Origin of the sequence: Pectobacterium sp. CHL-2024 (assembly GCF_044751765.1) — a bacterium.
In the GTDB taxonomy this organism is placed as follows: Bacteria; Pseudomonadota; Gammaproteobacteria; order Enterobacterales; family Enterobacteriaceae; genus Pectobacterium; species Pectobacterium brasiliense.
This window is the reverse complement of sequence record NZ_JBIXKO010000013.1, coordinates 46,833-71,231: the sequence shown is the minus strand read 5'-3', so window position 1 is coordinate 71,231 and position 24,399 is coordinate 46,833. Positions and strand designations below refer to the sequence as shown.

At 51.9% G+C, this 24,399-nt stretch carries 24 protein-coding genes; 1 reads left to right on the top strand and 23 read right to left on the bottom strand.

Annotated elements, in window-relative coordinates; genetic code table 11:
- Positions 1 to 137: 137 nt before the first annotated feature.
- The 17 genes from tolA to sdhC form a co-directional block, all read right to left on the bottom strand.
- Positions 138 to 1,313 (bottom strand): cell envelope integrity protein TolA, encoded by a 1,176-nt coding sequence (gene tolA, locus ACIPUG_RS16975; protein ID WP_227527883.1) that lies wholly within the window; start codon positions 1,311 to 1,313, stop codon positions 138 to 140.
- A gap of 64 nt (positions 1,314 to 1,377) precedes the next feature.
- Positions 1,378 to 1,803, bottom strand: a complete 426-nt coding sequence (tolR, locus tag ACIPUG_RS16970) for a colicin uptake protein TolR (RefSeq protein WP_010285025.1) — start codon at positions 1,801 to 1,803, stop codon at positions 1,378 to 1,380.
- Between the two features lie 12 nt (positions 1,804 to 1,815).
- Positions 1,816 to 2,502, bottom strand: coding sequence for a Tol-Pal system protein TolQ (tolQ, locus tag ACIPUG_RS16965; protein ID WP_039275589.1), 687 nt, complete (start codon positions 2,500 to 2,502; stop codon positions 1,816 to 1,818).
- Complete coding sequence (gene ybgC / locus ACIPUG_RS16960; protein ID WP_010285019.1) at positions 2,499 to 2,903, bottom strand: tol-pal system-associated acyl-CoA thioesterase; 405 nt, start codon at positions 2,901 to 2,903, stop codon at positions 2,499 to 2,501. Before ybgC ends, tolQ begins: the two co-directional genes overlap by 4 nt.
- 133 nt (positions 2,904 to 3,036) lie before the next feature.
- Entirely contained in the window at positions 3,037 to 3,330 is a 294-nt protein-coding gene (gene ybgE, locus ACIPUG_RS16955; RefSeq protein ID WP_010285015.1) for a cyd operon protein YbgE, read from the bottom strand.
- A complete protein-coding gene (cydX, locus tag ACIPUG_RS16950; RefSeq protein WP_011092952.1) occupies positions 3,327 to 3,443 on the bottom strand; it encodes a cytochrome bd-I oxidase subunit CydX in 117 nt (38 codons plus the stop codon). The genes ybgE and cydX overlap by 4 nt, the downstream gene beginning before the upstream one ends.
- Positions 3,444 to 3,459: 16 nt before the next feature.
- Positions 3,460 to 4,599, bottom strand: a complete 1,140-nt coding sequence (gene cydB, locus ACIPUG_RS16945) for a cytochrome d ubiquinol oxidase subunit II (RefSeq protein ID WP_014914677.1) — start codon at positions 4,597 to 4,599, stop codon at positions 3,460 to 3,462.
- Between the two features lie 13 nt (positions 4,600 to 4,612).
- Complete coding sequence (gene cydA / locus ACIPUG_RS16940) at positions 4,613 to 6,181, bottom strand: cytochrome ubiquinol oxidase subunit I (RefSeq protein ID WP_014914676.1); 1,569 nt, start codon at positions 6,179 to 6,181, stop codon at positions 4,613 to 4,615.
- A gap of 713 nt (positions 6,182 to 6,894) precedes the next feature.
- A complete protein-coding gene (locus ACIPUG_RS16935) occupies positions 6,895 to 8,064 on the bottom strand; it encodes a YfaP family protein (protein WP_039516562.1) in 1,170 nt (389 codons plus the stop codon).
- A gap of 226 nt (positions 8,065 to 8,290) precedes the next feature.
- Positions 8,291 to 9,163 carry a succinate--CoA ligase subunit alpha gene (gene sucD, locus ACIPUG_RS16930; protein ID WP_014914674.1) on the bottom strand — a complete coding sequence of 291 codons (873 nt, stop codon included), beginning with the start codon at positions 9,161 to 9,163 and terminating at the stop codon, positions 8,291 to 8,293.
- Positions 9,163 to 10,329 carry an ADP-forming succinate--CoA ligase subunit beta gene (gene sucC / locus ACIPUG_RS16925; protein WP_010285004.1) on the bottom strand — a complete coding sequence of 389 codons (1,167 nt, stop codon included), beginning with the start codon at positions 10,327 to 10,329 and terminating at the stop codon, positions 9,163 to 9,165. Before sucC ends, sucD begins: the two co-directional genes overlap by 1 nt.
- A gap of 202 nt (positions 10,330 to 10,531) precedes the next feature.
- Positions 10,532 to 11,758, bottom strand: coding sequence for a 2-oxoglutarate dehydrogenase complex dihydrolipoyllysine-residue succinyltransferase (gene odhB / locus ACIPUG_RS16920; protein ID WP_014914672.1), 1,227 nt, complete (start codon positions 11,756 to 11,758; stop codon positions 10,532 to 10,534).
- Between the two features lie 15 nt (positions 11,759 to 11,773).
- Positions 11,774 to 14,581 (bottom strand): 2-oxoglutarate dehydrogenase E1 component, encoded by a 2,808-nt coding sequence (gene sucA / locus ACIPUG_RS16915; RefSeq protein WP_014914671.1) that lies wholly within the window; start codon positions 14,579 to 14,581, stop codon positions 11,774 to 11,776.
- A gap of 275 nt (positions 14,582 to 14,856) precedes the next feature.
- The gene (locus ACIPUG_RS16910) at positions 14,857 to 15,573 is read right to left on the bottom strand and encodes a succinate dehydrogenase iron-sulfur subunit (RefSeq protein WP_010285000.1); all 717 of its coding nucleotides are present in this window, start codon (positions 15,571 to 15,573) and stop codon (positions 14,857 to 14,859) included.
- 16 nt (positions 15,574 to 15,589) lie between these two features.
- Positions 15,590 to 17,356 carry a succinate dehydrogenase flavoprotein subunit gene (sdhA, locus tag ACIPUG_RS16905; RefSeq protein ID WP_014914670.1) on the bottom strand — a complete coding sequence of 589 codons (1,767 nt, stop codon included), beginning with the start codon at positions 17,354 to 17,356 and terminating at the stop codon, positions 15,590 to 15,592.
- A complete protein-coding gene (gene sdhD / locus ACIPUG_RS16900; protein WP_010284997.1) occupies positions 17,356 to 17,703 on the bottom strand; it encodes a succinate dehydrogenase membrane anchor subunit in 348 nt (115 codons plus the stop codon). Before sdhD ends, sdhA begins: the two co-directional genes overlap by 1 nt.
- Positions 17,697 to 18,086: a succinate dehydrogenase cytochrome b556 subunit gene (sdhC, locus tag ACIPUG_RS16895; protein ID WP_010284996.1), complete on the bottom strand. Its 390-nt coding sequence runs from the start codon at positions 18,084 to 18,086 to the stop codon at positions 17,697 to 17,699. The genes sdhD and sdhC overlap by 7 nt, the downstream gene beginning before the upstream one ends.
- 634 nt (positions 18,087 to 18,720) lie before the next feature.
- On the opposite strand from sdhC, the gene ACIPUG_RS16890 reads away from it, so the two are divergent.
- Positions 18,721 to 20,007, top strand: coding sequence for a citrate synthase (locus tag ACIPUG_RS16890; protein ID WP_039287843.1), 1,287 nt, complete (start codon positions 18,721 to 18,723; stop codon positions 20,005 to 20,007).
- Between the two features lie 54 nt (positions 20,008 to 20,061).
- Here the strand turns inward: ACIPUG_RS16890 and ACIPUG_RS16885 are convergent, their stop codons facing one another.
- The 6 genes from ACIPUG_RS16885 to pxpB are packed head-to-tail and all read right to left on the bottom strand — an operon-like array spanning position 20,062 to position 24,336.
- Complete coding sequence (locus ACIPUG_RS16885) at positions 20,062 to 20,487, bottom strand: bleomycin resistance protein (protein WP_400339366.1); 426 nt, start codon at positions 20,485 to 20,487, stop codon at positions 20,062 to 20,064.
- Positions 20,488 to 20,502: 15 nt separating this feature from the next.
- Positions 20,503 to 21,294 carry an endonuclease VIII gene (nei, locus tag ACIPUG_RS16880; protein ID WP_039511135.1) on the bottom strand — a complete coding sequence of 264 codons (792 nt, stop codon included), beginning with the start codon at positions 21,292 to 21,294 and terminating at the stop codon, positions 20,503 to 20,505.
- Positions 21,295 to 21,337: 43 nt separating this feature from the next.
- Complete coding sequence (gene pcp / locus ACIPUG_RS16875) at positions 21,338 to 21,985, bottom strand: pyroglutamyl-peptidase I (protein ID WP_010284991.1); 648 nt, start codon at positions 21,983 to 21,985, stop codon at positions 21,338 to 21,340.
- 29 nt (positions 21,986 to 22,014) lie between these two features.
- Positions 22,015 to 22,752: a 5-oxoprolinase subunit PxpA gene (gene pxpA, locus ACIPUG_RS16870; protein ID WP_010299171.1), complete on the bottom strand. Its 738-nt coding sequence runs from the start codon at positions 22,750 to 22,752 to the stop codon at positions 22,015 to 22,017.
- The gene (gene pxpC, locus ACIPUG_RS16865) at positions 22,742 to 23,686 is read right to left on the bottom strand and encodes a 5-oxoprolinase subunit PxpC (protein WP_039275605.1); all 945 of its coding nucleotides are present in this window, start codon (positions 23,684 to 23,686) and stop codon (positions 22,742 to 22,744) included. Before pxpC ends, pxpA begins: the two co-directional genes overlap by 11 nt.
- A complete protein-coding gene (pxpB, locus tag ACIPUG_RS16860) occupies positions 23,680 to 24,336 on the bottom strand; it encodes a 5-oxoprolinase subunit PxpB (RefSeq protein ID WP_180775089.1) in 657 nt (218 codons plus the stop codon). The genes pxpC and pxpB overlap by 7 nt, the downstream gene beginning before the upstream one ends.
- Positions 24,337 to 24,399: the final 63 nt, after the last annotated feature.

Below are 24,399 nucleotides of genomic sequence, written 5' to 3'. Positions count from 1 at the left end.
TCATCTCCCTTATCCAGACGCGAAGTCTACGATAAATTAGCAGAATTTTAACAAAAACAAACCAATGTCAACAAAACAACATAACCTGGTTTATTTACCATCGTAATAATCTTAAATCTATTGGGTAAACAGCCCGGTTACTGCGGTTTAAAGTCTATCGGCGCATTTTTGAAAGCCTCATAAACCTCTGGACTTGGTGGCTTCGGTATTCTGGCCTGTTTGGCAGCCGCAATAGCCGCCTGACATAACGCCGGATCGCCGCCTTCAGCAGTGACGTCAATCAGCAGACCATCTGGCGCCAGCTTAATCCGTAACGTACAGGTGCGACCTTTGTAGAGCTGCCAGTCATAAAACTTGCTCTGAATGGCTGAACGCACCTGACTACCATAGCTATCAAGCGCTGCACCTGATGCACCGCTCTTCTTATTGTTACCGGTGCCCGCAGGTGCACCACCGCCAGACTTCGGCGCATTTTTCGATGAAGCCAGCCCGCCCAGCAAATCATCAACGGCGCTTTCCTGCTTAGCGGCCTCTGCTGCCGCTTTCTTTTTCTCATCAGCAGCTTTCTTAGCCGCAGCTGCAGCTTCTGCTTTCTTCGCTGCTTCAGCATCGGCTTTTTGCTTAGCGGCCTCGGCTGCTGCTTTTTGTTTAGCTTGTTCAGCCTCTGCGGCTGCTTTTGCTGCTTCTGCTTTAGCGGTTTCTGCAGCCTTCTGCTTGGCGGCTTCAGCCGCTTTTTCTTTAGCCTCTTCTTCCGCCTGCTTTTTGGCAGCAGCGGCCGCAGCAGCTTGTTTCTTCGCTTCGTCTTCCGCTTTCTTCTTAGCGTCTGCCGCCGCTTTCGCCTGTTGTTCAGCTTCGGCCTTCGCTTTTGCCGCTGCAGCTTCGGCTTGCTTCTGCTGTTCTTTTGCCTGCTGAGCGGCCGCTTCAGACTGCTTACGCTGTTCAGCCTGCTCCTGAGCCTGCTTTTTCGCATCTTCCTGCGCTTGCAGACGCTCTTTTTCCAGTTCTTTCAGCCGCTGCTGTTCAGCCGCTTGCTTCTGTTGAAGCTCTTCGGCCTGCCGTTCAGCTTGCTTTTGACGCTGCTGTTCAGAACGTTTTGCATCCGTCTGCTGCTGCTGTTGCCGGTTATACTGCTCCACCACTGCGCTCGGATCGACCATGACGGCATCAATTGACGAGCCTCCGCCGCCCCCGCTGGCATCCATCGTTTGCGTCGACGAACTCCAAAGCAGCAAAGCAATCAGTATGATGTGCAAAACAGCCGAGATAATAACGGCGCGTTTCAGCTTATCGTTTTGTTCGTTTGCCTTTAGCACAAGCGATTCCCAAAAACAGTGTTGCCAGAAATAGGCTTAACGATCATTACCGTGATGCGCTCATTTAAATCGGTTGTGTCATCAAACCAACGGATTTTACGCCAGCCTGATGCAACAAATTCAACGCTTTAATGATCTCATCATAAGGAACATCCTTCGCGCCACCAATCAAAAAGACCGTCTTGGGATTGGTTGACAGCCGTGATTGCGCTTCAGCAACCACCTGCTCTGCCGGAAGCTGTTCCATACGGTTTTGTTCAACAACCAGGCTATATTGCCCTATGCCTGAAACCTCTACGATCACGGGCGGATTGTCATTGCTGGAGACCGTTTTTGAGTCGGTCGCATCCGGCAGATCCACCTCAACGCTCTGCGTAATAATCGGGGCTGTCGCCATAAAAATCAGCAACAGCACCAACAGCACGTCCAGTAACGGGACAATGTTGATCTCGGATTTCAGCTCACGACGGCCTCTGCGTACTCGTGCCATGATCCCCCCTGATTACTTGCTGTTGTCGCTGGAGAACGCCTGACGGTGCAGGATCGCGATGAACTCTTCCGTAAAGTTGTCGTAGTTCTGCTCCAGTTTACCCACCCGCAGGCTAAGACGGTTATACGCCATGACCGCAGGGATCGCCGCAAACAGGCCGATTGCCGTTGCAATCAAGGCTTCGGCAATACCAGGGGCAACCATTTGCAAGGTTGCCTGCTTCACTGCGCCCAGCGCGATGAAGGCATGCATAATTCCCCAAACGGTACCGAACAGACCGATATACGGGCTGATAGAACCCACGGTTCCCAAAAAGGGAATGTGCGTTTCCAGCGTTTCCAACTCACGATTCATTGAAATACGCATTGCACGGGACGCCCCTTCCACTACGGCTTCCGGCGCATGGCTGTTGGCACGATGCAAGCGTGCAAATTCTTTGAAACCTGAATGGAAGATTTGTTCAGTGCCCGTCAGGCTATCGCGACGAGTTTGACTTTCCTGATAGAGGCGGGACAGTTCGATGCCCGACCAAAATTTGTCCTCGAATGCCTCGGCCTCACGCGTCGCCGAGTTCAGAATTCGGGTACGTTGAATAATGATCGCCCAGGAAGCGATAGAAAAACAGATTAAAATCAGCATGATTAGTTTGACCAGAAGGCTTGCCTTCAGGAACAAATCAAAAACGTTCATGTCAGTCACTGCTTGAACTCCGCGACAATAGACTTAGGAAGCGCAATCGGCTTCATTTGATGTGGATCGATGCATGCGATCAAAACTTCAGCATGGCTTAACAGGGTGCCATGAGCATTGAGGATACGCTGGGCGAAAGTCATAGAAGCACCGCGTAGCGAAATAATCTCGCTTTGCACTTCCAGCATGTCGTCAAGGCGCGCAGGAGCAAGATACTCCACCGTCATCCGACGAACAGCAAACGCGACATGCTCACTGAGCAAGGCTTGCTGGTGAAAGTTGCGTTCACGCAACGCCTCGGTTCTTGCCCTTTCATAAAAGGCAACATAGCGCGCATGGTAGACAACGCCACCTGCATCAGTGTCTTCAAAGTAGACTCGAACTGGCCAGCGAAACAACGAATTACTCACTCTACATCCCAGTAATGCATTAAACCTCGCTACTATACGCAAGAGAAATGAGGTTTGGAATGGATTGTGACAGCGGAAAGAAAATAATTATGGGCTGCAAGCAACCCATAACTAAATGGAATAGGAGGCTATTTTAGCCGAAGAAATAGTACAATCCTGCGCACAGGATCACAAAGGCGGGAAGTGGTGCGAAAAACGCGCGCCAGAGCAGGCGATGTGGACGAAAACCAACACCATGAACAACGCCAGCGCAAACGGCCCAAATCAACAGCAGCCCCTGCCAAACCGCGAGCTCACTGGTCCGCGCCGCAAAGCGCGTCGGATCCCAGAATACACAGCCAGCCAGCAGCAACGCCATGATAAGGGAAAGAGCCCTTAACGGGCTCTTATCCATCAGGCGATAGAGTTTATCGACCAGATCACTCATTGCTTATCTTCTTCAGCCGCTTTGCTTGCCTCACTCTGCTCAATAGCCAGGGCCGTGATGATCCCCAGTGAGCAAGCAAGAAGCGTTCCGAGTATCCAGGCAAAATACCACATAAATTAAGCTCCTTACTTAGTACATAGAGTGAGTGTTTTGCTCAATCTGCTCTTTGGTAATGCGACCGAACATCTTGTAGTAACACCATGCGGTATAAGACAGCACGATAGGAACGAAAATTATCGCAACCACAGTCATGACTTTCAGCGTCAGCAGGCTTGATGTTGCATCCCATACCGTCAAGCTGACGTTAGGCACAGTCACTGACGGCATGATGAACGGGAACATAGCAATCCCTGCGGTCAGAATCACACAAGCGATAGTCAGAGAGGAGAACAGGAATGCCCAAGCCCCTTTCTCTGCGCGCGCCATAAGGGTAGTCAGCACTGGCAGCACTACGCCCAGAACAGGGATAGCCCACAATACCGGATGGTTATTGAAATTGATCAACCAGGCACCTGCTTGCTGAACGACTTCTTTACGTAGCGGGTTAGATTCAGCCGCGGTGTTAATCGCAGACGTCACCACATAACCATCAATACCGTAAACGACCCATACGCCAGCCAGAGCAAACGTCACCATCATCACCAGCGCGGAAATCTGCGCGGCAGATTTGGAACGCACGTGCAGATCGCCCGTGGTCCGCATCATCAGGTAGGTTGCACCCTGAGTCAGGATCATCGTCAGGCTAACCACACCAGCCAACAGGCCAAACGGGTTCAGCAGCTGGAAGAAGTTTCCGGTGTAGTACAGGCGCAGATATTCATCAACGTGGAACGGCACGCCCTGCAACAGGTTACCAAATGCCACACCAATCACTACCGGTGGGACAAAGCTACCGATGAAGATGCCCCAGTCCCACATACCACGCCAGCGCGGATCTTCGATTTTTGAACGGTAATCGAAGCCGACAGGACGGAAGAACAACGAGGCCAGCACCAGAATCATGGCAATGTAGAAACCGGAGAACGCGGCAGCGTAAACCATCGGCCAGGCAGCAAACAGCGCACCACCGGCGGTGATCAGCCAAACCTGGTTACCGTCCCAGTGCGGCGCAATGCTGTTAATCATGACGCGACGCTCGGTATCACCACGTCCCATCAGACGCACCAGAATGCCCACGCCCATGTCAAAACCATCAGTGATAGCGAAGCCAATCAGCAAAATACCGATCAACAGCCACCAGATAAAACGTAAGACTTCATATTCAAACATAGTGGACTCCTGTTTACCGTGCTTCCTGCGCAGCCGCTATAGGTTGTTCAAAATGGTAGCGCCCTGTTTTCAGGCTGCTTGGCCCCAGACGTGCGAATTTGAACATCAGATACATTTCTGCAATCAGGAAGAGCGTATACAGACCACAGATCAGCCCCATGGAGAACAGAATATCCCCTGCGGTCAGTGATGACGTCGCAACGGCTGTCGGCAGAATCTCACCGATAGCCCAAGGCTGACGGCCGTATTCAGCCACAAACCAGCCGGCTTCGATAGCAATCCACGGCAGCGGAATACCGTACAACGCCGTACGGAGCAGCCAACGTTTCTGACCAATTTTGTTGCGCAGAACACTCCAGAAGGACAGGCCGATGATTAACAGCATCAGAACGCCACAGCCCACCATGATACGGAAAGAGAAATACAGCGGTGCAACGCGCGGGATAGAATCTTTAACAGCCTGTTGAATCTGCGTTTCTGTCGCATCAGAGACTTTCGGCGTATAGCGTTTCAGCAGCAAACCATAGCCCAGATCCTGCTTAGCCTGATCAAACGCTGCTTTTACTGCCGGGTCGGTGTTGCCCGCGCGTAATTCTTCCAGCAACTGGTAAGCCTTCATACCATTGCGAATACGCACTTCATGCATCACCAGCAGTTCTTTCAGACCCGTCACTTCTTTGTCAGTAGAACGCGTGGCAATGAGCCCTAAAGCATAAGGGATCTTGATGGCATAGTTATTTTCCATCGTATCCTGATTGGGGATGCCGATCAGCGTAAAGGATGCCGGTGCGGGTTGCGTTTCCCATTCTGCTTCAATTGCCGCCAGTTTGGTTTTCTGTACGTCACCCATTTCATAACCGGATTCATCACCCAGTACAATAACGGACAGGACAGAAGCCATACCGAAGCTTGCTGCGATAGCGAATGAACGCTTGGCAAACGCCATGTCGCGGCCTTTCAACAGATAGTAAGAACTGACACCCAGAATGAACATCGCGCCCGTACAGTAACCTGCCGCTACCGTGTGAACGAATTTCACCTGAGCAACCGGGTTCAGTACCAGATCGGCGAAGCTCACCATTTCCATACGCATGGTTTCGAAATTGAAATCCGATGCGATGGGGTTCTGCATCCAGCCATTGGCAACCAGAATCCACAGTGCGGAGAAGTTAGAGCCCAGTGCGACCAGCCAGGTCACGGCCATATGCTGCACTTTTCCTAAACGGTCCCAGCCGAAGAAGAACAAGCCAACAAAGGTCGATTCCAGGAAGAATGCCATCAGGCCTTCAATCGCTAGCGGCGCGCCGAAAATATCCCCGACGTAGTGAGAGAAATATGACCAGTTGGTCCCGAATTGAAACTCCATGGTCAATCCGGTAGCGACACCCAGAGCAAAGTTAATTGCAAATAACTTGCCCCAGAACTTGGTCATATCTTTATAGATTTGTTTGCCGGACAGCACATATACCGTTTCCATAATCGCCAGCAAAAACGCCATCCCCAGCGTTAATGGTACGAATAGAAAATGGTACATTGCAGTTAAGGCAAACTGTAAACGTGACAGTTCGACTACATCAAACATTTTGACTCCTTGCTCCTCGCAGGAAGGGATTAGCTTGCAAACGCTGACAAGCCGCCAAACATCCGGCCATTACACCCAAAAAGAACACAACAAGAATTGCTTTAACACAAGCTGTAATGAACGCTAGAAATACCGTTCACCAGGGCAGTCGCATCGCGATACCCCGACAGCAAGCTCAAGATAAATCACAAGTATTACAAATCGCGTACCCCATAGGGAGGTAGCCGTATATTACGCCTGTAATCCCCTACAATAAATAGGTTTTTACGTGACCCAGACTAGGTTTTTGGCTTCAAATCAACTTTTCCACTAAACGACGTGAAAGACGATAATTGACCTCGCGCAATTTAAGCCTATTTCAGAAATTATATCCAGAGGCGTTTTTTGATCTAAAACAATTTAACGCTTTTCTCGTGATTGCCGCGTTGCATTAATTTCCTTATTACACTCATTGTTAATGCAATGTGACTTTTAGGTTTAATTAAAATTAATTCGGCAATATAATTTTTACTTTCCGTTATCGATTATTCACATGCATTTTTTTATCTTCTATTTTATGTCAAATTTCTATTTTTTCTTGCTGACAACGACGCTGTATTTTAGCCGTGAACTCCCCTGCCCTTCCCCCTGCGCCGCCTGCTTGTGACGATCCATGACAAAGCGGAGACCAAAAGGCCTCCGCTGTGGTTACACACGTAGCAAGATGCTGCGATTTAATTCTTCGCTTTCATCCGCTCAATGGCTTTATCGTAAACCGTGTTACTTTTCTGGCTTCTTGCAAGCTCATAATGCTGAAGTGCATCGCTGAACTGACCCGCATTCTCGTAAATTTTTGCAATATTGTAGTACGAGCTGGCACGCGTGGTTGCCGCGTTGCTACCATTTGCCAGCGCAATCGCTTTACGGTTGGCCCAAATGGCTTCAGCAATATTGCCGCGCTTTTGATAGGTCAGACCCAGGTTGCTATATGCCTGACCAAACGCACTGTCCTGATCGATCGCGGCCAGGAACAGCGTTGTGGCCTGCTCTAGCTCACCGCGCCCATAGGCGGCTTCACCGTCGCGATTGAGGCTTTTTGCCAGCGCGGTATTCCCGGTAACTGAAGTGGCGGTCTGCGTCGGGTTAAGCACCATTGGCAACGCATTACCATCCTTCGCTTTTGAGAAATCGGCCTCGCCAACGGCGTTGATGTCTTCAAAGTCACCGTTAGGGTTAAGACGGAAAACCGTCCAAACATTTCCTACCTTGTTCAGTGGGACAGAATATGCACGTACCTGTGAACTTCCAACATAGACAAATACTTTTGCACTACTTGCGGAAAGCGCTGGTGAATTATTTTTATCACCGTTCGTATAATCATGAACAGCATAAATATAACTTTCACCTAAACGCTTTTTATCAATGGTGATGGTTTCCGGCCCAAAGCTATCGGTATCATCAACATCAAGATTGGCATCGCGTCCTTTCTTGTGTTGGAAATAAATATGATTATCCGGATAAATGAGATGAGAATCTAAATCGAAAGGTCTTTCACCCCATGTTAATACAATTCGCATGCCATCCAGGTTTTTCATTACTGGACTAATAGCATAGGTCATTCCATCACACGGACATTTAACCACCAGATCGGAATAGCCTTCTTTTTTAATGATCAGCAGACTATCTTGATCCACCTCGAACGGCGCGTTAAGCCCCACGCGGCCAGTAGCATCAGAGCGAGCTGTCACTGACTGTGCTCCGTTCTTCTGTAGAATCACCGTTGCATCATCAATCTTTTTATCTTTAATCGTCGCACTTAGCACTTCAATATTAATAGACTGCGCGTTGGCCGCGCAGGTAAATGCAGATAATGCCAAAATCAGCGCTTTTATATTTCCTTTCACACAACATCCCCTAAGGCAAATTAATTAATCATTCCCTGCTTACACAAACCCAATGAGATAATCATCATTTCTGTTTATCACTCATCGCTTTTTCAAGCGCGCGAATTATCCAATAAAACCCCGAAAAAGTCATGCGTAATTCAATTACACCTATTAACGTCGAGGATTAAATTTGAATAAAAAAAAGCCACCCGAAGGTGGCTGGTATATTTAATCGAATAATCGATTAACGCGCTAATATCGCTTTTACAGCATCGCCGATATCTGCCAAGCTGCGAACGGTTTTAACACCCGCCGCTTCTAACGCCGCGAATTTATCGTCAGCGGTGCCTTTACCACCGGCGATGATGGCGCCAGCGTGGCCCATGCGCTTACCTTTCGGTGCAGTCACACCCGCGATGTAGCCGACAACCGGCTTCGTCACGTGCTCTTTAATGTAGGCAGCCGCTTCTTCTTCCGCCGTACCGCCGATTTCACCGATCATCACGATGGCTTCAGTCTGCGGATCCTGCTCAAACAGCTTCAGAATATCGATGAAGTTAGAACCTGGGATCGGGTCGCCGCCGATACCCACACAGCTTGACTGACCCAGACCCGCATCGGTCGTTTGCTTCACCGCTTCATACGTCAACGTACCGGAACGAGAAACGATACCCACTTTACCCGGCAGGTGAATATGGCCCGGCATGATACCGATCTTACATTCGCCCGGCGTGATCACACCTGGGCAGTTCGGACCGATCATCCGCACGCCGCTCTGATCAAGTTTCACTTTCACCGTCAGCATATCCAGCGTCGGGATACCTTCGGTGATACAGATGATCAGCTCAATACCTGCGTCAATCGCTTCCAGAATAGAGTCTTTACAGAACGGAGCGGGAACGTAGATAACGGATGCCGTTGCGCCCGTCGCTTCTACCGCTTCACGTACCGTATTAAATACGGGCAGACCCAGATGTTCCGTGCCGCCTTTACCCGGCGTCACACCGCCAACCATTTGCGTACCGTAAGCAAGTGCTTGCTCAGAGTGGAATGTCCCCTGACTACCGGTAAAACCCTGACAGATAACTTTGGTATTTTTATTAATCAGAATGGACATTATTTACCCTCCACAGCTGCAACAACCTGCTGAGCAGCACCCGTCAGGCTGGTCGCGGCAATAATATTCAGGCCGCTATCCGCCAGTTTCTTGGCACCCAGCTCCGCATTGTTTCCTTCAAGACGTACCACAACCGGTACGTTAACACCCACTTCGGCTACGGCGCCGATGATGCCGTCAGCGATCAAATCGCAACGTACGATGCCACCAAAGATGTTAACAAAGACAGCTTTTACCTTGTCGTCAGACAGGATAATTTTGAACGCTTCAGTAACACGTTCTTTCGTCGCACCGCCACCAACATCAAGGAAGTTCGCAGGAGCACCACCGTGCAGTTTCACGATGTCCATCGTGCCCATCGCCAGACCGGCACCGTTGACCATACAGCCAATGTTGCCGTCCAGCGCAACATAGTTCAGTTCCCACTGTGCCGCATGCGCTTCACGAGAATCTTCCTGACTTGGGTCGCGCATTTCACGCAGTTCAGGCTGACGGAACAGGGCATTGCCGTCCGCGCCCAGTTTGCCATCCAGACAGATCAGATCGCCCTGCTTGGTGATAACCAGCGGGTTGATTTCTACCAGCGCCAGATCGCGTTCCAGGAACAGCGTCGCCAGACCCATGAAGATTTTGGTGAACTGAGCAACTTGCTTACCGCTTAAGCCCAGTTTGAAAGCCAACTCACGGCCTTGATAAGGCTGTGGGCCTACCAGTGGATCGATCGCCGCTTTATGAATCAGCTCCGGCGTTTCTTCTGCCACTTTTTCAATTTCTACGCCACCTTCGGTGGACGCCATGAACACCACGCGACGCGTGCCACGGTCAACAACTGCGCCCAGATAAAGCTCTTTGTCGATATCCGTTGCAGCTTCAACCAGGATCTGATGAACCGGCTGACCCTGTGCGTCAGTTTGATAAGTAACGAGTTTTTTACCCAGCCAATTTTCAGCAAAGGCGCGGATATCTTCTTTATTGCTGACGACTTTAACGCCGCCCGCTTTACCGCGACCGCCTGCGTGAACCTGACATTTTACGACCCACGGACCCGCACCAATTTTAGACGCGGCTTCTTCCGCTTCACGCGGAGTGGTACAGGCATAGCCGGTCGGTGCCGGTAAACCATATCGAGCAAAGAGTTGTTTTGCCTGATACTCGTGTAAATTCATGATGTTCTATCCATTTAGGTTTGGAGATAAGTCGGCAGACGGTTTGTCATCACCGAATCTTTCGGTAGAGAAAAGCGCCATTAACTCTCTGATATATTTGGATAACGCCGTTGAAAAGAAACGGCCTGCATAGCACATAATCTGGTATATCGTTTCGGGCGGAAACCGTCAGGATTATCCGCCCGAGAGCCTATCTGTCGGACTAAACGTCTAACAGCAGACGCGCTGGATCTTCCAGCATCTCTTTCACTGTCACCAGGAAGCCAACGGATTCACGGCCGTCGACCAAACGGTGATCGTAAGACAGCGCCAGATACATCATCGGCAGAATAACGACCTGACCATCAACCGCCATCGGACGATCTTTAATGGCGTGCATACCCAGAATCGCACTCTGCGGTGGGTTGATGATTGGGGTAGACATCAGAGAGCCAAAGACGCCGCCGTTGGTAATGGTGAAATTACCGCCTAGCAGTTCTTCAACCGTCAGTTTGCCGTCACGGCCTTTCACGGCCAGCTCTTTGATGCGCTTCTCGATGTCGGCCATGCCCAGCGCATCCACATCACGCAGGACTGGCGTAACCAGACCACGCGGGGTAGACACCGCGATGCTGACATCGAAGTAGTTGTGGTAAACCACATCTTCGCCATCAATAGACGCATTTACTTCTGGATAACGCTTCAGCGCTTCGACCACGGCTTTGATGTAGAAGGACATGAAGCCCAGACGTACACCATGACGCTTCTCGAATGCGTCGCCGTACTGCTTGCGCAGATCCATGATTGGCTGCATGTTGATTTCGTTGAACGTCGTCAACATTGCCGTGCTGTTTTTCGCTTCCAGCAGACGCTCTGCAACACGCTTACGCAGGCGCGTCATCGGTACGCGTTTTTCGCTACGCGCGCCCAGAGCTGGTGCCGGAGAAGCCGCCGGGGCTTCAGACTTAGGCGCTTTACCAGACTCTTTCTTCTGAGCAGCCAAATGCTTATCCACGTCTTCACGGGTAATTCGACCGCCTACGCCGCTGCCTTTGATAGCAGAAGCATCGAGATCGTGCTCTGCAATCAGACGGCGGATCGCCGGGCTGAGCGCGTCACTGTTCTCTTCTTCCAGCCCAGCCGTATGACGCTGTGCCGGTGTTGATTCTTTGCTTTGTGATTTCTCGCTGGTTTCTTTACCAGAGCTGTCGCCACGACGAATGCGGCCCAGCAGTTGGCGAGACGTTACTGTCGCGCCTTCCTCTTCCAGCACGGCATCCAGAATGCCAGCTTCAGAGGCAGGAACTTCCAGTACAACTTTGTCAGTTTCAATTTCAACCAGTACTTCATCGCGCTCGACGCTATCGCCTGGCTTTTTATGCCAGGTAGCAACGGTGGCGTCAGCGACGGATTCAGGCAGGTCGGGTACATGAATATCTACGCTACTCATTATCTATCCTTTTATTTAATCAACGTTCAGCGCGTCATCGACCAGATCTTGCTGTTGTTTCTGGTGTACGGACATATAGCCAACGGCGGGTGATGCAGACGCCGGGCGTCCTGCGTAACGTAAAGAAGCCCCAAACGGAATCACTTCACGGAAATGGTGCTGACTGCAATACCAGGCTCCCTGATTCAGCGGCTCTTCCTGACACCACACGAAATCGTGAACATGGGCAAACGATTCCAGCGCAGCTTGAACGGCCTGATGCGGGAACGGATAAAGCTGTTCGATACGGACGATCGCGACATTCTTTTGCTCGTTCTTGCGGCGCTGTTCTACCAAATCATAGTAGACCTTACCGGAACAAAGCACGACACGCTTCACGGCTGCCGGATCTAATTCTTCTACTTCACCAATCGCAGGCTGGAAGGAACCATTTGCCAGTTCATCCAGTGAAGAAATCGCCAGCGGATGGCGCAGCAGAGATTTCGGTGACATGACCACCAGCGGACGGCGCATACCGCGCAGCGCCTGACGGCGAAGCATGTGATAAACCTGCGCTGGCGTTGACGGAATGCAGACCTGCATATTTTGCTCAGCGCACAACTGCAGATAACGTTCCAGTCTGGCAGACGAGTGCTCAGGGCCCTGACCTTCGTAACCGTGCGGCAGCAGCATAACCAGACCACACATACGGCCCCACTTCTGCTCACCGGAGCTGATGAACTGGTCGATAACGACCTGCGCACCGTTGGCGAAGTCACCAAACTGCGCTTCCCAGATAGTCAGGGTGCGCGGTTCTGCTGTCGCATAGCCGTATTCAAACGCCAGAATCGCCTCTTCAGACAATACGGAGTCCCAGACGTTAAACTCGCCCTGTCCGTTATGCACGTGGTTCAACGGCGTGTAGCTGGAACCATTTTTCTGGTTATGCACGACAGCATGACGATGGAAGAACGTACCGCGACCGCTGTCCTCACCAGACAGACGAATCGGAATGCCTTCATCGACCAGCGTAGCGTAAGCCAGCGTTTCTGCCCCGCCCCAATCAAACGGTTTATTGCCCGCCGCCATTTCGGCACGGTCAGCATAAACCTTGGCAACGCGAGGATGGATTTCAATCCCTTCCGGCACTTCGCTGATACGCTTCGCCAATTCCTGCAAGCGTTTCATTTCCGTTGCATGCGGATAAGGCTCATCCCACTCATGGTTCAGATACGGCGTCCAGGTAAAGGACTGCATATCCATCTGACGCCACTCTTCCACCACACATTCACCCGCATCCAGCGCATCGCGGTACAGGTTGACCATTTCGGTGGCATCTTCCAGCGTAATGGATTTTTCCTGCTCCAGACGATCGGCGTATACCTTACGCGGCGTCGGGTGTTTCTTGATCTTCTGGTACATCATCGGCTGCGTTGCACTTGGCTCGTCAGCTTCGTTATGACCATGACGGCGATAACAAATCAGATCGATGAACACATCACGCTTAAATTCATTACGGAAATCCAGCGCCAGACGCGTAACAAACGCCACCGCTTCCGGGTCGTCTGCATTAACGTGGAAAATCGGCGCCTGCACCATCTTGCCGATATCGGTACAGTATTCGGTTGAGCGAATGTCCAGCGGGTTAGAGGTGGTAAAACCGATACGGTTGTTGATTACAATACGCAGCGTGCCGCCAACTTCGTAGCCACGCACCGTCGACATGTTCAGCAGTTCCTGCACCACGCCCTGACCGCTAATTGCGGCATCACCGTGAATGGTGATAGGTAAAACACGCGGACCGCTCTGGCTATTCAGACGATCGAGACGCGCACGTACCGAGCCTGTTACTACCGGGCTGACGATTTCGAGGTGCGATGGGTTGAACGCCAGCGCCAAATGCACCAGACCACCAGCCGTCTCGAATTCAGACGAGAAGCCCTGGTGATATTTCACGTCACCGGTACCGAGGTGTTCTTTATGCTTGCCAGCGAACTCGTCGAACAGATCCTGAGATTTTTTGCCCAATACGTTGATCAGCACGTTGAGGCGGCCACGGTGTGCCATCCCCAATACGACTTCGCGAGTATCGTTTGCACCCGCATGGCGAATCAGCTCTTTCAGCATCGGAACCAATGCATCACCGCCTTCCAGCGAGAAACGCTTGGCACCAGGATATTTGGCACCCAGATAACGCTCCAGCCCTTCGGCTGCGGTTAACTCTTTCAGGAAACGGCGCTTCTCTTCCAGAGAGAATGACGGTTGCCCCATTACCGATTCGATACGCTGCTGGATCCAACGTTTCTCTTCCGTACTGGTCATATGCATATATTCCGCACCGATAGAACCGCAATAGGTGCGTTTCAGCGCGTCATACAGGTCTTCCAGCTTCATGGTGTCTTTGCCAATGGCAAAAGAGCCCACGTTGAAGGATTCCTGCAGGTCATCCTGCGTCAGGTTGTGGTAAGCCAGATCCAATTCTGCAACGGGTTCCTGCGGACGCAGGAAGATCGGGTCCAGGTTAGCTTGCTGATGTCCACGGAAGCGGAACGCATTGATCAGCTGCAAGACCTTGACCTGCTTAGCATCAATATCGGGATCGGTGACTGACGAGGTAAAGCGCGATGAGTCTTTCGCCAGACGGCGGAAATATTCACGCGTTTTGGAATGGAGTTGATCCGGTTTGACCCCACTCGTAGGCAATTGCTGGAAGATCGAGCGCCAGCTATGTTCGATCGAGTCAGGATCGGTTAAAAAATCTTCATAGAGTTGCTCTATGTAGGACTGATTCGCACCCGCCAAATAGGAGGAATCCAGCCAGGCCTTCATCGCGCCGTTCTGCATCATGATCCCTTAAGCTAATAAGCTTCAGTTTTCGCCGTGGTTAACATGTAATTAGTGTCCGTATATCGTTCGCCGTACAAACGGTTCACTTGTCGTACTTCGGTACGCGCTTAGGGTATCCATCCCCCCTAAGGAACCTTTAAAAACCGGTTCGGGCGCGTAAGCCGGTTTTTAAAGGTTTCCTGCGCTCCCTCTGAAGAATAGCAACTTCAGAGGGAGATACATGTTTTACTACTTAATCTTTATGCAATAACACGTTACGTTCTGACTACTCGTTACGCGCTACGGTGCAACAGCATCGATTTAATATGACCAATAGCCTTGGTCGGGTTCAGCCCTTTCGGACACACGTTGACGCAGTTCATGATGCCGTGGCAGCGGAAGACACTGAACGCATCGTCCAGGTCGTCCAATCGTGGCTGGGTTTCCGTATCGCGGCTGTCAATCAGGAAACGATACGCTGCCAGCAGCCCCGCTGGTCCGACAAACTTGTCCGGGTTCCACCAGAACGACGGGCAAGACGTTGAACAGCAGGCGCACATGATGCATTCATACAACCCATCCAGCTTGGCACGTTGTTCAGGCGATTGCAGATGCTCACGCGCCGGCGGATTTTTCCCATTATTCAACAGGTAAGGCTTTATTTTCTCATATTGAGCATAGAACTGTCCCATGTCCACTACCAAATCACGAACAACCGGTAATCCAGGTAAAGGACGGATAACAATTTTGCTGTTTCCGCGACGTAACGCAGAAACTGGCGTGATACAGGCCAGCCCATTTTTGCCGTTCATGTTGACGCCATCGGAACCACAGACGCCTTCACGGCAAGAACGACGGAATGACAGCGTTGGATCCTGCTCTTTCAGCAGCATCAGCGCATCCAGCAGCATCATGTCGCGGCCTTCTTCCGCCTCCAACTGGTAATCCTGCATCCGCGGAGCGTCGTCAACATCCGGGTTATAACGATAAATAGAAAATTCGAGTTTCATCGTTTGATCTCCGCAATTAATAAGTACGTACTTTCGGCGGGAACGCCGGACGCAGTTTAGGCTGCATGTTCACCTCACGGCGCGTCATGCTGTCGGTTTGCGGCAGATATAACGAATGGCACAGCCAATTTTCATCGTCGCGCTCTGGGTAGTCGAAGCGACTGTGTGCGCCACGGCTTTCGGTACGGAAGTTAGCCGACACCGCCGTCGCATACGCGGTTTCCATCAGGTTATCCAGCTCCAGACACTCGATACGCTGGGTGTTGAACTCGCTTGACGTGTCATCCAAACGCGCATTTTTCAGGCGTTCACGAATCACTTTCAGCTCTTCCAACCCTTTCGCCATCGCATCGCCTTCGCGGAAGACCGAGAAGTTGTTCTGCATACAGGATTGCAGCGCCTTGCGGATTTCAACCGGATCTTCCCCTGAACGGGTATTGTTCCAACGGTTCAGACGGTCGAGAGAGGCTTCAATATCGGAGTTGCTAGCATCACGGCTTTCGCCCTGCTCGTTCAACGACTCTTGCAGGTGGATACCCGCTGAGCGACCGAATACCACCAGATCGAGCAGCGAGTTACCACCCAGACGGTTAGCACCATGAACCGAGACGCAAGCGATTTCACCCACGGCAAACAGCCCTGGAATCACCACATCTTCGCCTTTCTCATTCACCGTCAATGCCTGACCGCTCACTTTGGTCGGAATACCGCCCATCATGTAGTGGCAGGTTGGGATAACTGGAATCGGTTCTTTCACCGGGTCAACGTGAGCAAATGTGCGGGACAGCTCCAGAATGCCCGGCAGACGGGATTCCAGAACATCTTTACCCAGATGGTCCAGTTTCAGCTTGGCATGTGGTCCCCACGGGCCTTCACAGCCGCGGCCTTCACGAATTTCGATCATAATGGAACGGGCAACAACGTCACGGCCAGCCAGATCTTTCGCGTTTGGCGCATAACGTTCCATGAAACGTTCACCGTGCTTGTTCAGCAGGTAACCGCCTTCACCACGGCAGCCTTCTGTCACCAGCACACCCGCACCCGCAATACCGGTCGGGTGGAACTGCCACATTTCCATGTCCTGCAACGGAACGCCCGCACGCAGTGCCATGCCCACGCCATCACCTGTATTAATGTGCGCGTTGGTGGTGGACTGGTAAATACGGCCTGCGCCGCCGGTCGCCAGCACGGTCGCTTTCGCTTTGAAATAGACAACTTCACCGGTTTCGATACAGATCGCCGTACAGCCGACCACCGCGCCATCCTGATTCTTCACCAGATCGAGGGCATACCATTCGGAGAAAATAGTGGTGTGATTTTTCAGGTTCTGCTGATACAGCGTATGCAGCAAGGCATGACCGGTACGGTCAGCGGCAGCCGCAGTACGTGCGGCCTGCTCGCCGCCAAAATTCTTGGATTGACCACCGAACGGACGCTGATAAATGCTGCCATCATCCAAACGGGAGAATGGTAATCCCATGTGTTCCAGTTCCAGAATTGCTTCCGGACCGGTTTTACACATATATTCAATAGCGTCCTGATCGCCAATGTAATCCGACCCTTTTACGGTGTCGTACATGTGCCATTCCCAGTTGTCCTCATGGGTGTTACCCAGCGCAACGGTAATACCGCCCTGCGCGGACACAGTATGGGAACGGGTTGGGAACACTTTCGATAACAGGGCACACGAAAGGCCCATTTGGGAAATTTGCAGCGCGGCGCGCATACCTGCGCCACCCGCACCCACAACAACTGCATCAAATTCTCTGACTGGCAAATTCATCACGCACCCCACACCACAATAGTTCCATAAATGACGTACACCAACAGCGCTACGACAATCGCCAACTGTAAAGTCAGGCGTAAGGCCAGCGGTTTAATGTAGTCGGTCAGCACTTGCCACATCCCTATCCAGGCATGAACCAGAATGGAAAATAACGTTAGCAGTGTGAATACTTTGGTGAGAGCCATTGCGAAGAAACCACGCCAGATTTCATACGTGATGTCGCCAGCCGTAGCAATAAAACCAATAATATAAATTACATACAGAACAATGACGATGGCGGAAGCGCGAATCAGTAACCAATCGTGTACGCCATTGCGTCCTAACGCAGAAGCATTGCTTACCATACGAGGACTCCAGCCAGAATTGAAAGCACGACAGTAATAATAAAGGAGATATTTGCAGAACGCTTACCTGCGGCAAAGTCTTCTTCTATATAGCCAAAATCCATCAACAGGTGACGTATACCACCAACAATGTGATAAGCCAACGCGACGAGGATGCCCCAAACGATAAACTTGACGATGAAGCTATCCATAATTTCCGCAGCGCGCAGGAACCCTTCCTCTGAAGAAAGAGAAGTGCCTAACAGCCACAGTAAAATACCGACAGCGACAAAGGTGATAACGCCGGAGACGCGGTGAAGAATAGATGCTATCGCAGTAACGGGAAACTGGATCGTCTGCAATTCCAGATTGACAGGTCTTTGTTTTTTCACGGATTTGCCCACACAGCTTTTATTATTGTTTCTTCCTCCGGGCCTGATGTGAGGTCAGACAGTATGAAAGTTACAGCCCTGAAAAGTGGGTTTACGATACGCGCTCAAACATCGACATTCCGGTGTCTAAACAGCGCATGATCCTTTCATACTGGGTGCTCCTACTGCAGGGTGATTCCGGAGACCTGGCGGCAGTATAGGTCCTTCACATTCCCATTACAATTCCCATACAAACTGTTTGGTGACATTTGCCCCGAACAGTGATTTAGATCACGAATTTCACAATTTATATAAAATTAATTATCTGATTTGACAAAAGTTCAACATTTCAATTACAACTAGGGGATTGAATTCCTTATGATGTGTTAAAGCACAACGGCGACACTTCCACACTGGCGTAACTTATGTAACAGTGGGGAGAGTCCACGTAAAAGTCATAGGTAATGACTACAATCTATTCAGAGCATTGTTAATTACCTGGAGAACGAATTTTTCATCCTGAATGCGGCTATCCGCCTTACTCTGTATCCTATTTGACGACTGTGTCACGACAGAGTTTCACCGGACATTTCTTCGCCCGGTGTACAGGCATGACGGTATTTCTTCAGTGAGAATATTTAAAATTAAAGCGCTAAGGAGACTGTAAATGGCTGATAAAAAAGCAACACTTACTCTAGAGGGTAAAGATCCAATTGAGCTAAATGTCCTATCAGGTACATTGGGGTATGATGAGATTGATATTCGTCCCCTCGGTTCTAAAGGTTACTTCACATTTGACCCCGGTTTTACCTCTACCGCATCTTGCGAATCCAAGATTACCTATATCGACGGTGACGAAGGCATCTTGCTACACCGTGGCTTCCCGATTGCCCAACTGGCTGAAAAATCGAATTATCTTGAAGTTTGTTACATCCTGCTGTTCGGTGAAGTCCCGACGGTAGAACAGTATGAAACCTTCAAGACCACCGTAACGCGTCACACCATGATCCATGAGCAGATTACTCGTCTGTTCCACGGTTTCCGTCGTGATTCACATCCAATGGCCGTATTGTGCGGCGTCACGGGTGCACTGGCGGCGTTCTATCACGATTCACTGGACATTAACATTGAGCGCCACCGCGAAATCGCGGCCTACCGCCTGCTGTCCAAAATGCCGACCGTTGCAGCAATGTGCTACAAATACTCACTGGGCCAGCCGTTTGTTTATCCGAAAAACAACCTGTCCTACGCGGGTAACTTCCTGCACATGATGTTCTCTACGCCTTGCGAAGAATATGTTGTGAATCCGGTGTTAGAACGTGCGATGGACCGTATCCTGATCCTGCATGCCGATCACGAGCAAAACGCCTCGACGTCTACCGTGCGTACCGCTGGCTCGTCTGGTGCGAACCCGTTTGCCTGTATCGCCGCGGGGATCGCCTCGCTGTGGGGACCGGCGCACGGCGGCGCGAACGAAGCTTGCTTGCGTATGCTGGAAGAAATCAGCAGCGTGGAGCACATCCCTGCGTTTATCGAGCGTGCAAAAGACAAGAACGATTCCTTCCGCCTGATGGGCTTCGGTCACCGTGTGTACAAAAACCACGATCCGCGCGCTACCGTCATGCGTGAAACCTGCCATGAAGTGCTGAAAGAGCTGGGCAGAAAAGACGACCTGCTGGAAGTGGCGATGGAGCTGGAAAATATCGCGCTGAACGACCCGTACTTCATCGAGAAGAAACTGTACCCGAACGTGGACTTCTACTCCGGTATCATCCTGAAAGCGATGGGGATTCCGTCTTCCATGTTCACCGTTATCTTCGCGATGGCGCGTACCGTGGGCTGGATTGCACACTGGAACGAAATGCACGACGACGGCATCAAAATCGCCCGTCCACGTCAGCTGTACACCGGCTACGACAAACGTGATTTCAAATCCAATCTGAAACACGATTAATCCATTCCGTACGCATAAAAAAGGCCGGATTTTCCGGCCTTTTTTACAATTGCACTAAAGGGATGACTTACAACCTAGACTTTGCGTGAATCGCAATAAATAACCATCCGGATCCTGTACCAGAAAATTACTTTCCCCGTGATACACCTCATGATCGCGATACCAACACGTATCCACCGGCCTGCGTAGCGTATAGCCTGCATGTTCAATCGCCGCCGCCAGCACCTGAACATCCGGGCACTCAATCGATAAATTCATACCGCGGCCAAACGGTGGTTCTAACGGTTCCACACGCCAGGGCGATTCGGTTAAGTAATCCTGTTCCAGCATCAGTTGGCTCCCATGAAATGAAAGGAATGCGAACTTATCTTCAGGCCTGTCGTACTCAATCTGAAATCCCAAAACATGGCAATAAAACGCCAGACTCTTTTGTAAGTCAGAGACAATCATTTCTGGAATTAACGTATTCATCTTGCGCATAAATAACTCACATTATTACTTCTGGCAGTGCGGACACCAATAGAACGGGCGTGATGACAGCATCGTTCTTTCGATGATCCCGCCGCAGCGCTCGCAGCGTTCCCCTTCTCGATGGAAAACCTTGAACGAAAAAATCGCCCCGTGATGTCGATTCTCATCAACGGTGCCGCGCGTGTTGTAGGACAAACGGGGAATCTCCAGCAGTGCTCGACTTAACCTCTGCAACTGTTCCTCATTCAACTGCGCTGCCGTGTGTTGCGGTGCTAGCTGTGCCTGCCAGAGAATCTCGACGCGCAGATAATTCCCCAGTCCGGCGAGAAAAGCCTGATCCAGCAGCAGCCCACTGAACTGGCGACGGCGAAAACGCGGTAATAACAGACGCTCACACACCTGTTCCGGCGTCAGTGAGAGATCCAAAACATCAGGGCCAATACGTTGCAGGAAAGGATGCGTCGAGAGCGTCTCCGGCGTCAGCATTTCAATATCGGACGCACTGTAAAGCAGAATGGCGCGATCTTGCGTTTCCAGCCGAACGCGCAAATCCCGTTTCGTTTCCGGCGACTCACCGGCATTCACGACTCGCCACACGCCATACAGTTGGTTGTGGCTATACAACACCCGATCGTTGCTAAAATAGGTCAGCAGCGCCTTTCCGCGCGTGTCGATCTGCCTGACCTGCTGCCCAACCAATTCTGCCTCGTATGGCTTCAGTTCTGGAAACGCAAACCAGACACGCGTCAGCGTTTTTCCCACAACGGCCTCAACCAGTTTATCGGCCGCCCGGCGAATTTCCGGTCCTTCCGGCATACCTTACTCCCTGAAAATCAGACGTATTGTGCGATTAACCACACTAGTGCAAAGCACCGCCAGTCACCGCTACATCAACCTGCTGCACCAGCGACTGCTTGATCATCACTTCCAGCGCCGCCGTGACTAACGGTGTAGGCATGCTCGGTTCACCGGGGTGGCGTGCGGCCTGTTCAGGCGAATAGGGAATGTGAACGAATCCGCCACGCACCACATCGCCCTGTTGATGTAACTGGTGTAAAAGCCCGTACATCACATGGTTGCAGACAAACGTCCCTGCGGTTTGCGATACCGAGGCGGGAATGCCCGCTGCACGCAATGCCTGCACCAGCGCTTTCACCGGCAGCGTCGAGAAATAGGCTGCTGGTCCCTTTTCCACCACTGGCGTATCAATCGGCTGGTTACCTCGGTTATCAGCAATGCGGGCATCATTAATATTAATCGCCACGCGTTCGACAGAAATATCAGCACGGCCACCTGCCTGCCCCACCGCGATCACCACTTCCGGCTGCCATTCGGCTATCGCGCGGTAAAGTTGTTCCAGCGACAGATCGAAGACGCAAGATAAACGACAGGCCACTACGCGCGCACCGCCAACTTCCCGCTGATGAAGGACTTTTACCGCTTCCCAGGAGGGATTAATCGCTTCGCCCTCAAAAGGCTCAAACGCCGTGATCAAAACGGTTTTCATCGGTTTCCCCGTCATATAAAAAGTAATGATTATGCCGCAGCAACAGCGATCTGATGCTGGCTAAAACAGTTACGCAGCTTGCGGGCAAACAACAGCGCGTGTTGTCCATCGCCGTGAATACACACGGTATCCGCCTGCACGTTCACCCAGGAACCGTCAATCGCTCTGACCCGCTGACGTTGAATCATCTCCAGCGTTTGCGCCAGCGCCAGTTCATCGCTGTTAATCAATGCCCCCGCCTGAGTGCGCGGCACCAGCGATCCGTCAGGCAGATAGCAGCGGTCGGCGAACACTTCCTGGCGCGTCTCCAGCCCCAGCCGTTGTCCGGCACGAATTAACTCGCTTCCCGCCAGCCCGACTAAGCGTAACGCCGGATTCACCACTTTCACCGCCTTGGCTATCGCATCGGCCAGTGCCGGTTCGCATGCCGCCTGATTGTAAAGCATGCCGTGAGGCTTAACGTGCGACAGCGTACCGCCTTCAGCGGCGACAATCGCGCTGAGTGCGCCAAGCTGATACACCACCTGTGCAAAGACAATTTCCGCAGGCACATTCATCGCCTTGCGGCCAAAATTTTCACGATCGGGAAAACTCGGGTGTGCACCCAGTGCGACACCATAGCCGATTCCCCAACGCACTGACTGACGCATGGTTTGTGCATCACCGGCATGAAACCCACAGGCGATATTGGCAGACGTCACCAGCTTGAGCAGCGCTTCGTCGTTCTCACTGCCTTCGCCCAGATCGGCATTCAGATCAATAATCATGCAGCCTCCACGCCAGCTGTTCGAGGTAACGTCGCTGTTCTTCGGCCGCTTTTTGCGCCTGTGCCTGCGTACAGTGAATAAAATGTATCGGTTCACCGAGCCGGATTTGCGCCAAATGGAATAAATCGGCTTCGATCACCGTCGCGATACGCGGGTAACCGCCGGTTGTCTGGGCATCCGCCAGCAGTACGATAGGGCGACCATTGTGCGGAACCTGCACCACGCCCGGCAGCAGCCCATGAGACGGCAGCTCGCGCGGTTTGCTACCCGGCAATGCGGCGCGCTGTAGTTCAGCACCCAGCAAACGGTAGCCCATGCGGTTACTTTGCGGGCTCAGTTGCCAAGACGTTCGCCAGAACAGCTCCTGCATCTCTTCACTGAATTCCTGATATTCCGGCCCCGGCAAGGCCCGCACGCGATTGCCGAACAGCAGTTGCTTGATACCGACTTCTCGCGTCAGTTCACGAGTTGGCGTTCCCAGCGGAAGTTCATCGCCATCCCTCAGCAAGCGTCCGTCAAAGCCCCCAAAACCGGCTTTCAAATCGGTACTGCACGACCCGAGCGCTTCCGGCACGTCCACCCCGCCGGACAAGGCCAGATAGCTGCGCATTCCGTTACGCGGCATGCGCATTTTCAACGTTTGTCCTGGCTTCACGGCGAAACGCCAGCCTGTCCAGAGCGGCTTACCATCCAAGTCGGCATGGCAGTCCGCACCGGTCAGCGCCACCCAGCAGGCGGTGGTGAATGTTGCGGTAAACTTGCCCAGCGTAATTTCCAGCGCGGCGGCATTCTCCGCGTTGCCCACCAGCAGGTTGGCCATTGTCAGTGCAGGCAGATCGAGCGCGCCTGACTGGCTGATACCCAAACGGCGAAAGCCGACGCGACCGCCGTCCTGCACCGAAGTATGCAAGCCGGCATGGATAACCTTCAGCATACGCCCTCCTTCTGTGGCAGAAACCGAACGTTATCGCCAGGACGCAGCAGCGTTGGCGGCATCGTTTGTGGATTAAACAGCTTCAACGACGTGCGGCCAATCAGCTGCCAGCCACCCGGCGTCGCCAGAGGATAAATCCCCGTCTGCGCGCCACCAATCCCGACCGCCCCCGCCGGCACGCGCAGGCGCGGTTCGGCACGACGCGGCATATGCAGCTTCTCGTTTAATCCACCGAGGTAGGCAAAGCCCGGCTGGAAGCCCAAAAAGTAGACCACGTACTGTGCGGCTGCGTGTGCTTCCACAACCTGACTCACTGTCAGGCCACTGTGAGCGGCAACGTCTGCCAGATCTGGCCCCGCTTCTCCGCCATACACAACAGGAATATCGATATCGCGTGGGTCAAACACCAGCGATTCACTCTCTTCCCACCAACGCTGCAAACGTTCAATCGCATCCAGCGCCACCTGCTGCGGATGCGCCAACAGCACCGTCAGATTGTTCATGCCCGGAATCGCTTCCAGCACCTCTTCATGATGATTCAGGCGCTCGGCAAGCCCCCATATCCGCTGCTGGCTCTCCAGCGACATTGGCGGTTCCAGTTCCAGAACGACAGCCCTCTCGCCCAGAAGATAACACCGTGCTCGTTGCAATCTTTCCTCCTGAATCGCGTTTTATCCGTCATGGTGAACATGGCTAAATGATTAGCGTTGCTT

Bases quoted from the DNA above. Each gene is read 5' to 3' on its own strand.
- sdhA (WP_014914670.1), bottom strand. From the start codon at position 17,356: ATGAATTTGCCAGTCAGAGAATTTGATGCAGTTGTTGTGGGTGCGGGT.
- ACIPUG_RS16890 (WP_039287843.1), top strand. From the start codon at position 18,721: ATGGCTGATAAAAAAGCAACACTTACTCTAGAGGGTAAAGATCCAATT.
- odhB (WP_014914672.1), bottom strand. From the start codon at position 11,758: ATGAGTAGCGTAGATATTCATGTACCCGACCTGCCTGAATCCGTCGCT.
- sdhD (WP_010284997.1), bottom strand. From the start codon at position 17,703: ATGGTAAGCAATGCTTCTGCGTTAGGACGCAATGGCGTACACGATTGG.
- pcp (WP_010284991.1), bottom strand. From the start codon at position 21,985: ATGAAAACCGTTTTGATCACGGCGTTTGAGCCTTTTGAGGGCGAAGCG.
- cydX (WP_011092952.1), bottom strand. From the start codon at position 3,443: ATGTGGTATTTTGCCTGGATACTCGGAACGCTTCTTGCTTGCTCACTG.
- sucA (WP_014914671.1), bottom strand. From the start codon at position 14,581: ATGCAGAACGGCGCGATGAAGGCCTGGCTGGATTCCTCCTATTTGGCG.
- ACIPUG_RS16910 (WP_010285000.1), bottom strand. From the start codon at position 15,573: ATGAAACTCGAATTTTCTATTTATCGTTATAACCCGGATGTTGACGAC.
- sucD (WP_014914674.1), bottom strand. From the start codon at position 9,163: ATGTCCATTCTGATTAATAAAAATACCAAAGTTATCTGTCAGGGTTTT.
- nei (WP_039511135.1), bottom strand. From the start codon at position 21,294: ATGCCGGAAGGACCGGAAATTCGCCGGGCGGCCGATAAACTGGTTGAG.
- cydA (WP_014914676.1), bottom strand. From the start codon at position 6,181: ATGTTTGATGTAGTCGAACTGTCACGTTTACAGTTTGCCTTAACTGCA.
- pxpC (WP_039275605.1), bottom strand. From the start codon at position 23,686: ATGCTGAAGGTTATCCATGCCGGCTTGCATACTTCGGTGCAGGACGGC.
- pxpA (WP_010299171.1), bottom strand. From the start codon at position 22,752: ATGATTATTGATCTGAATGCCGATCTGGGCGAAGGCAGTGAGAACGAC.
- tolR (WP_010285025.1), bottom strand. From the start codon at position 1,803: ATGGCACGAGTACGCAGAGGCCGTCGTGAGCTGAAATCCGAGATCAAC.
- cydB (WP_014914677.1), bottom strand. From the start codon at position 4,599: ATGTTTGAATATGAAGTCTTACGTTTTATCTGGTGGCTGTTGATCGGT.
- sucC (WP_010285004.1), bottom strand. From the start codon at position 10,329: ATGAATTTACACGAGTATCAGGCAAAACAACTCTTTGCTCGATATGGT.
- ACIPUG_RS16885 (WP_400339366.1), bottom strand. From the start codon at position 20,487: ATGCGCAAGATGAATACGTTAATTCCAGAAATGATTGTCTCTGACTTA.
- ybgE (WP_010285015.1), bottom strand. From the start codon at position 3,330: ATGAGTGATCTGGTCGATAAACTCTATCGCCTGATGGATAAGAGCCCG.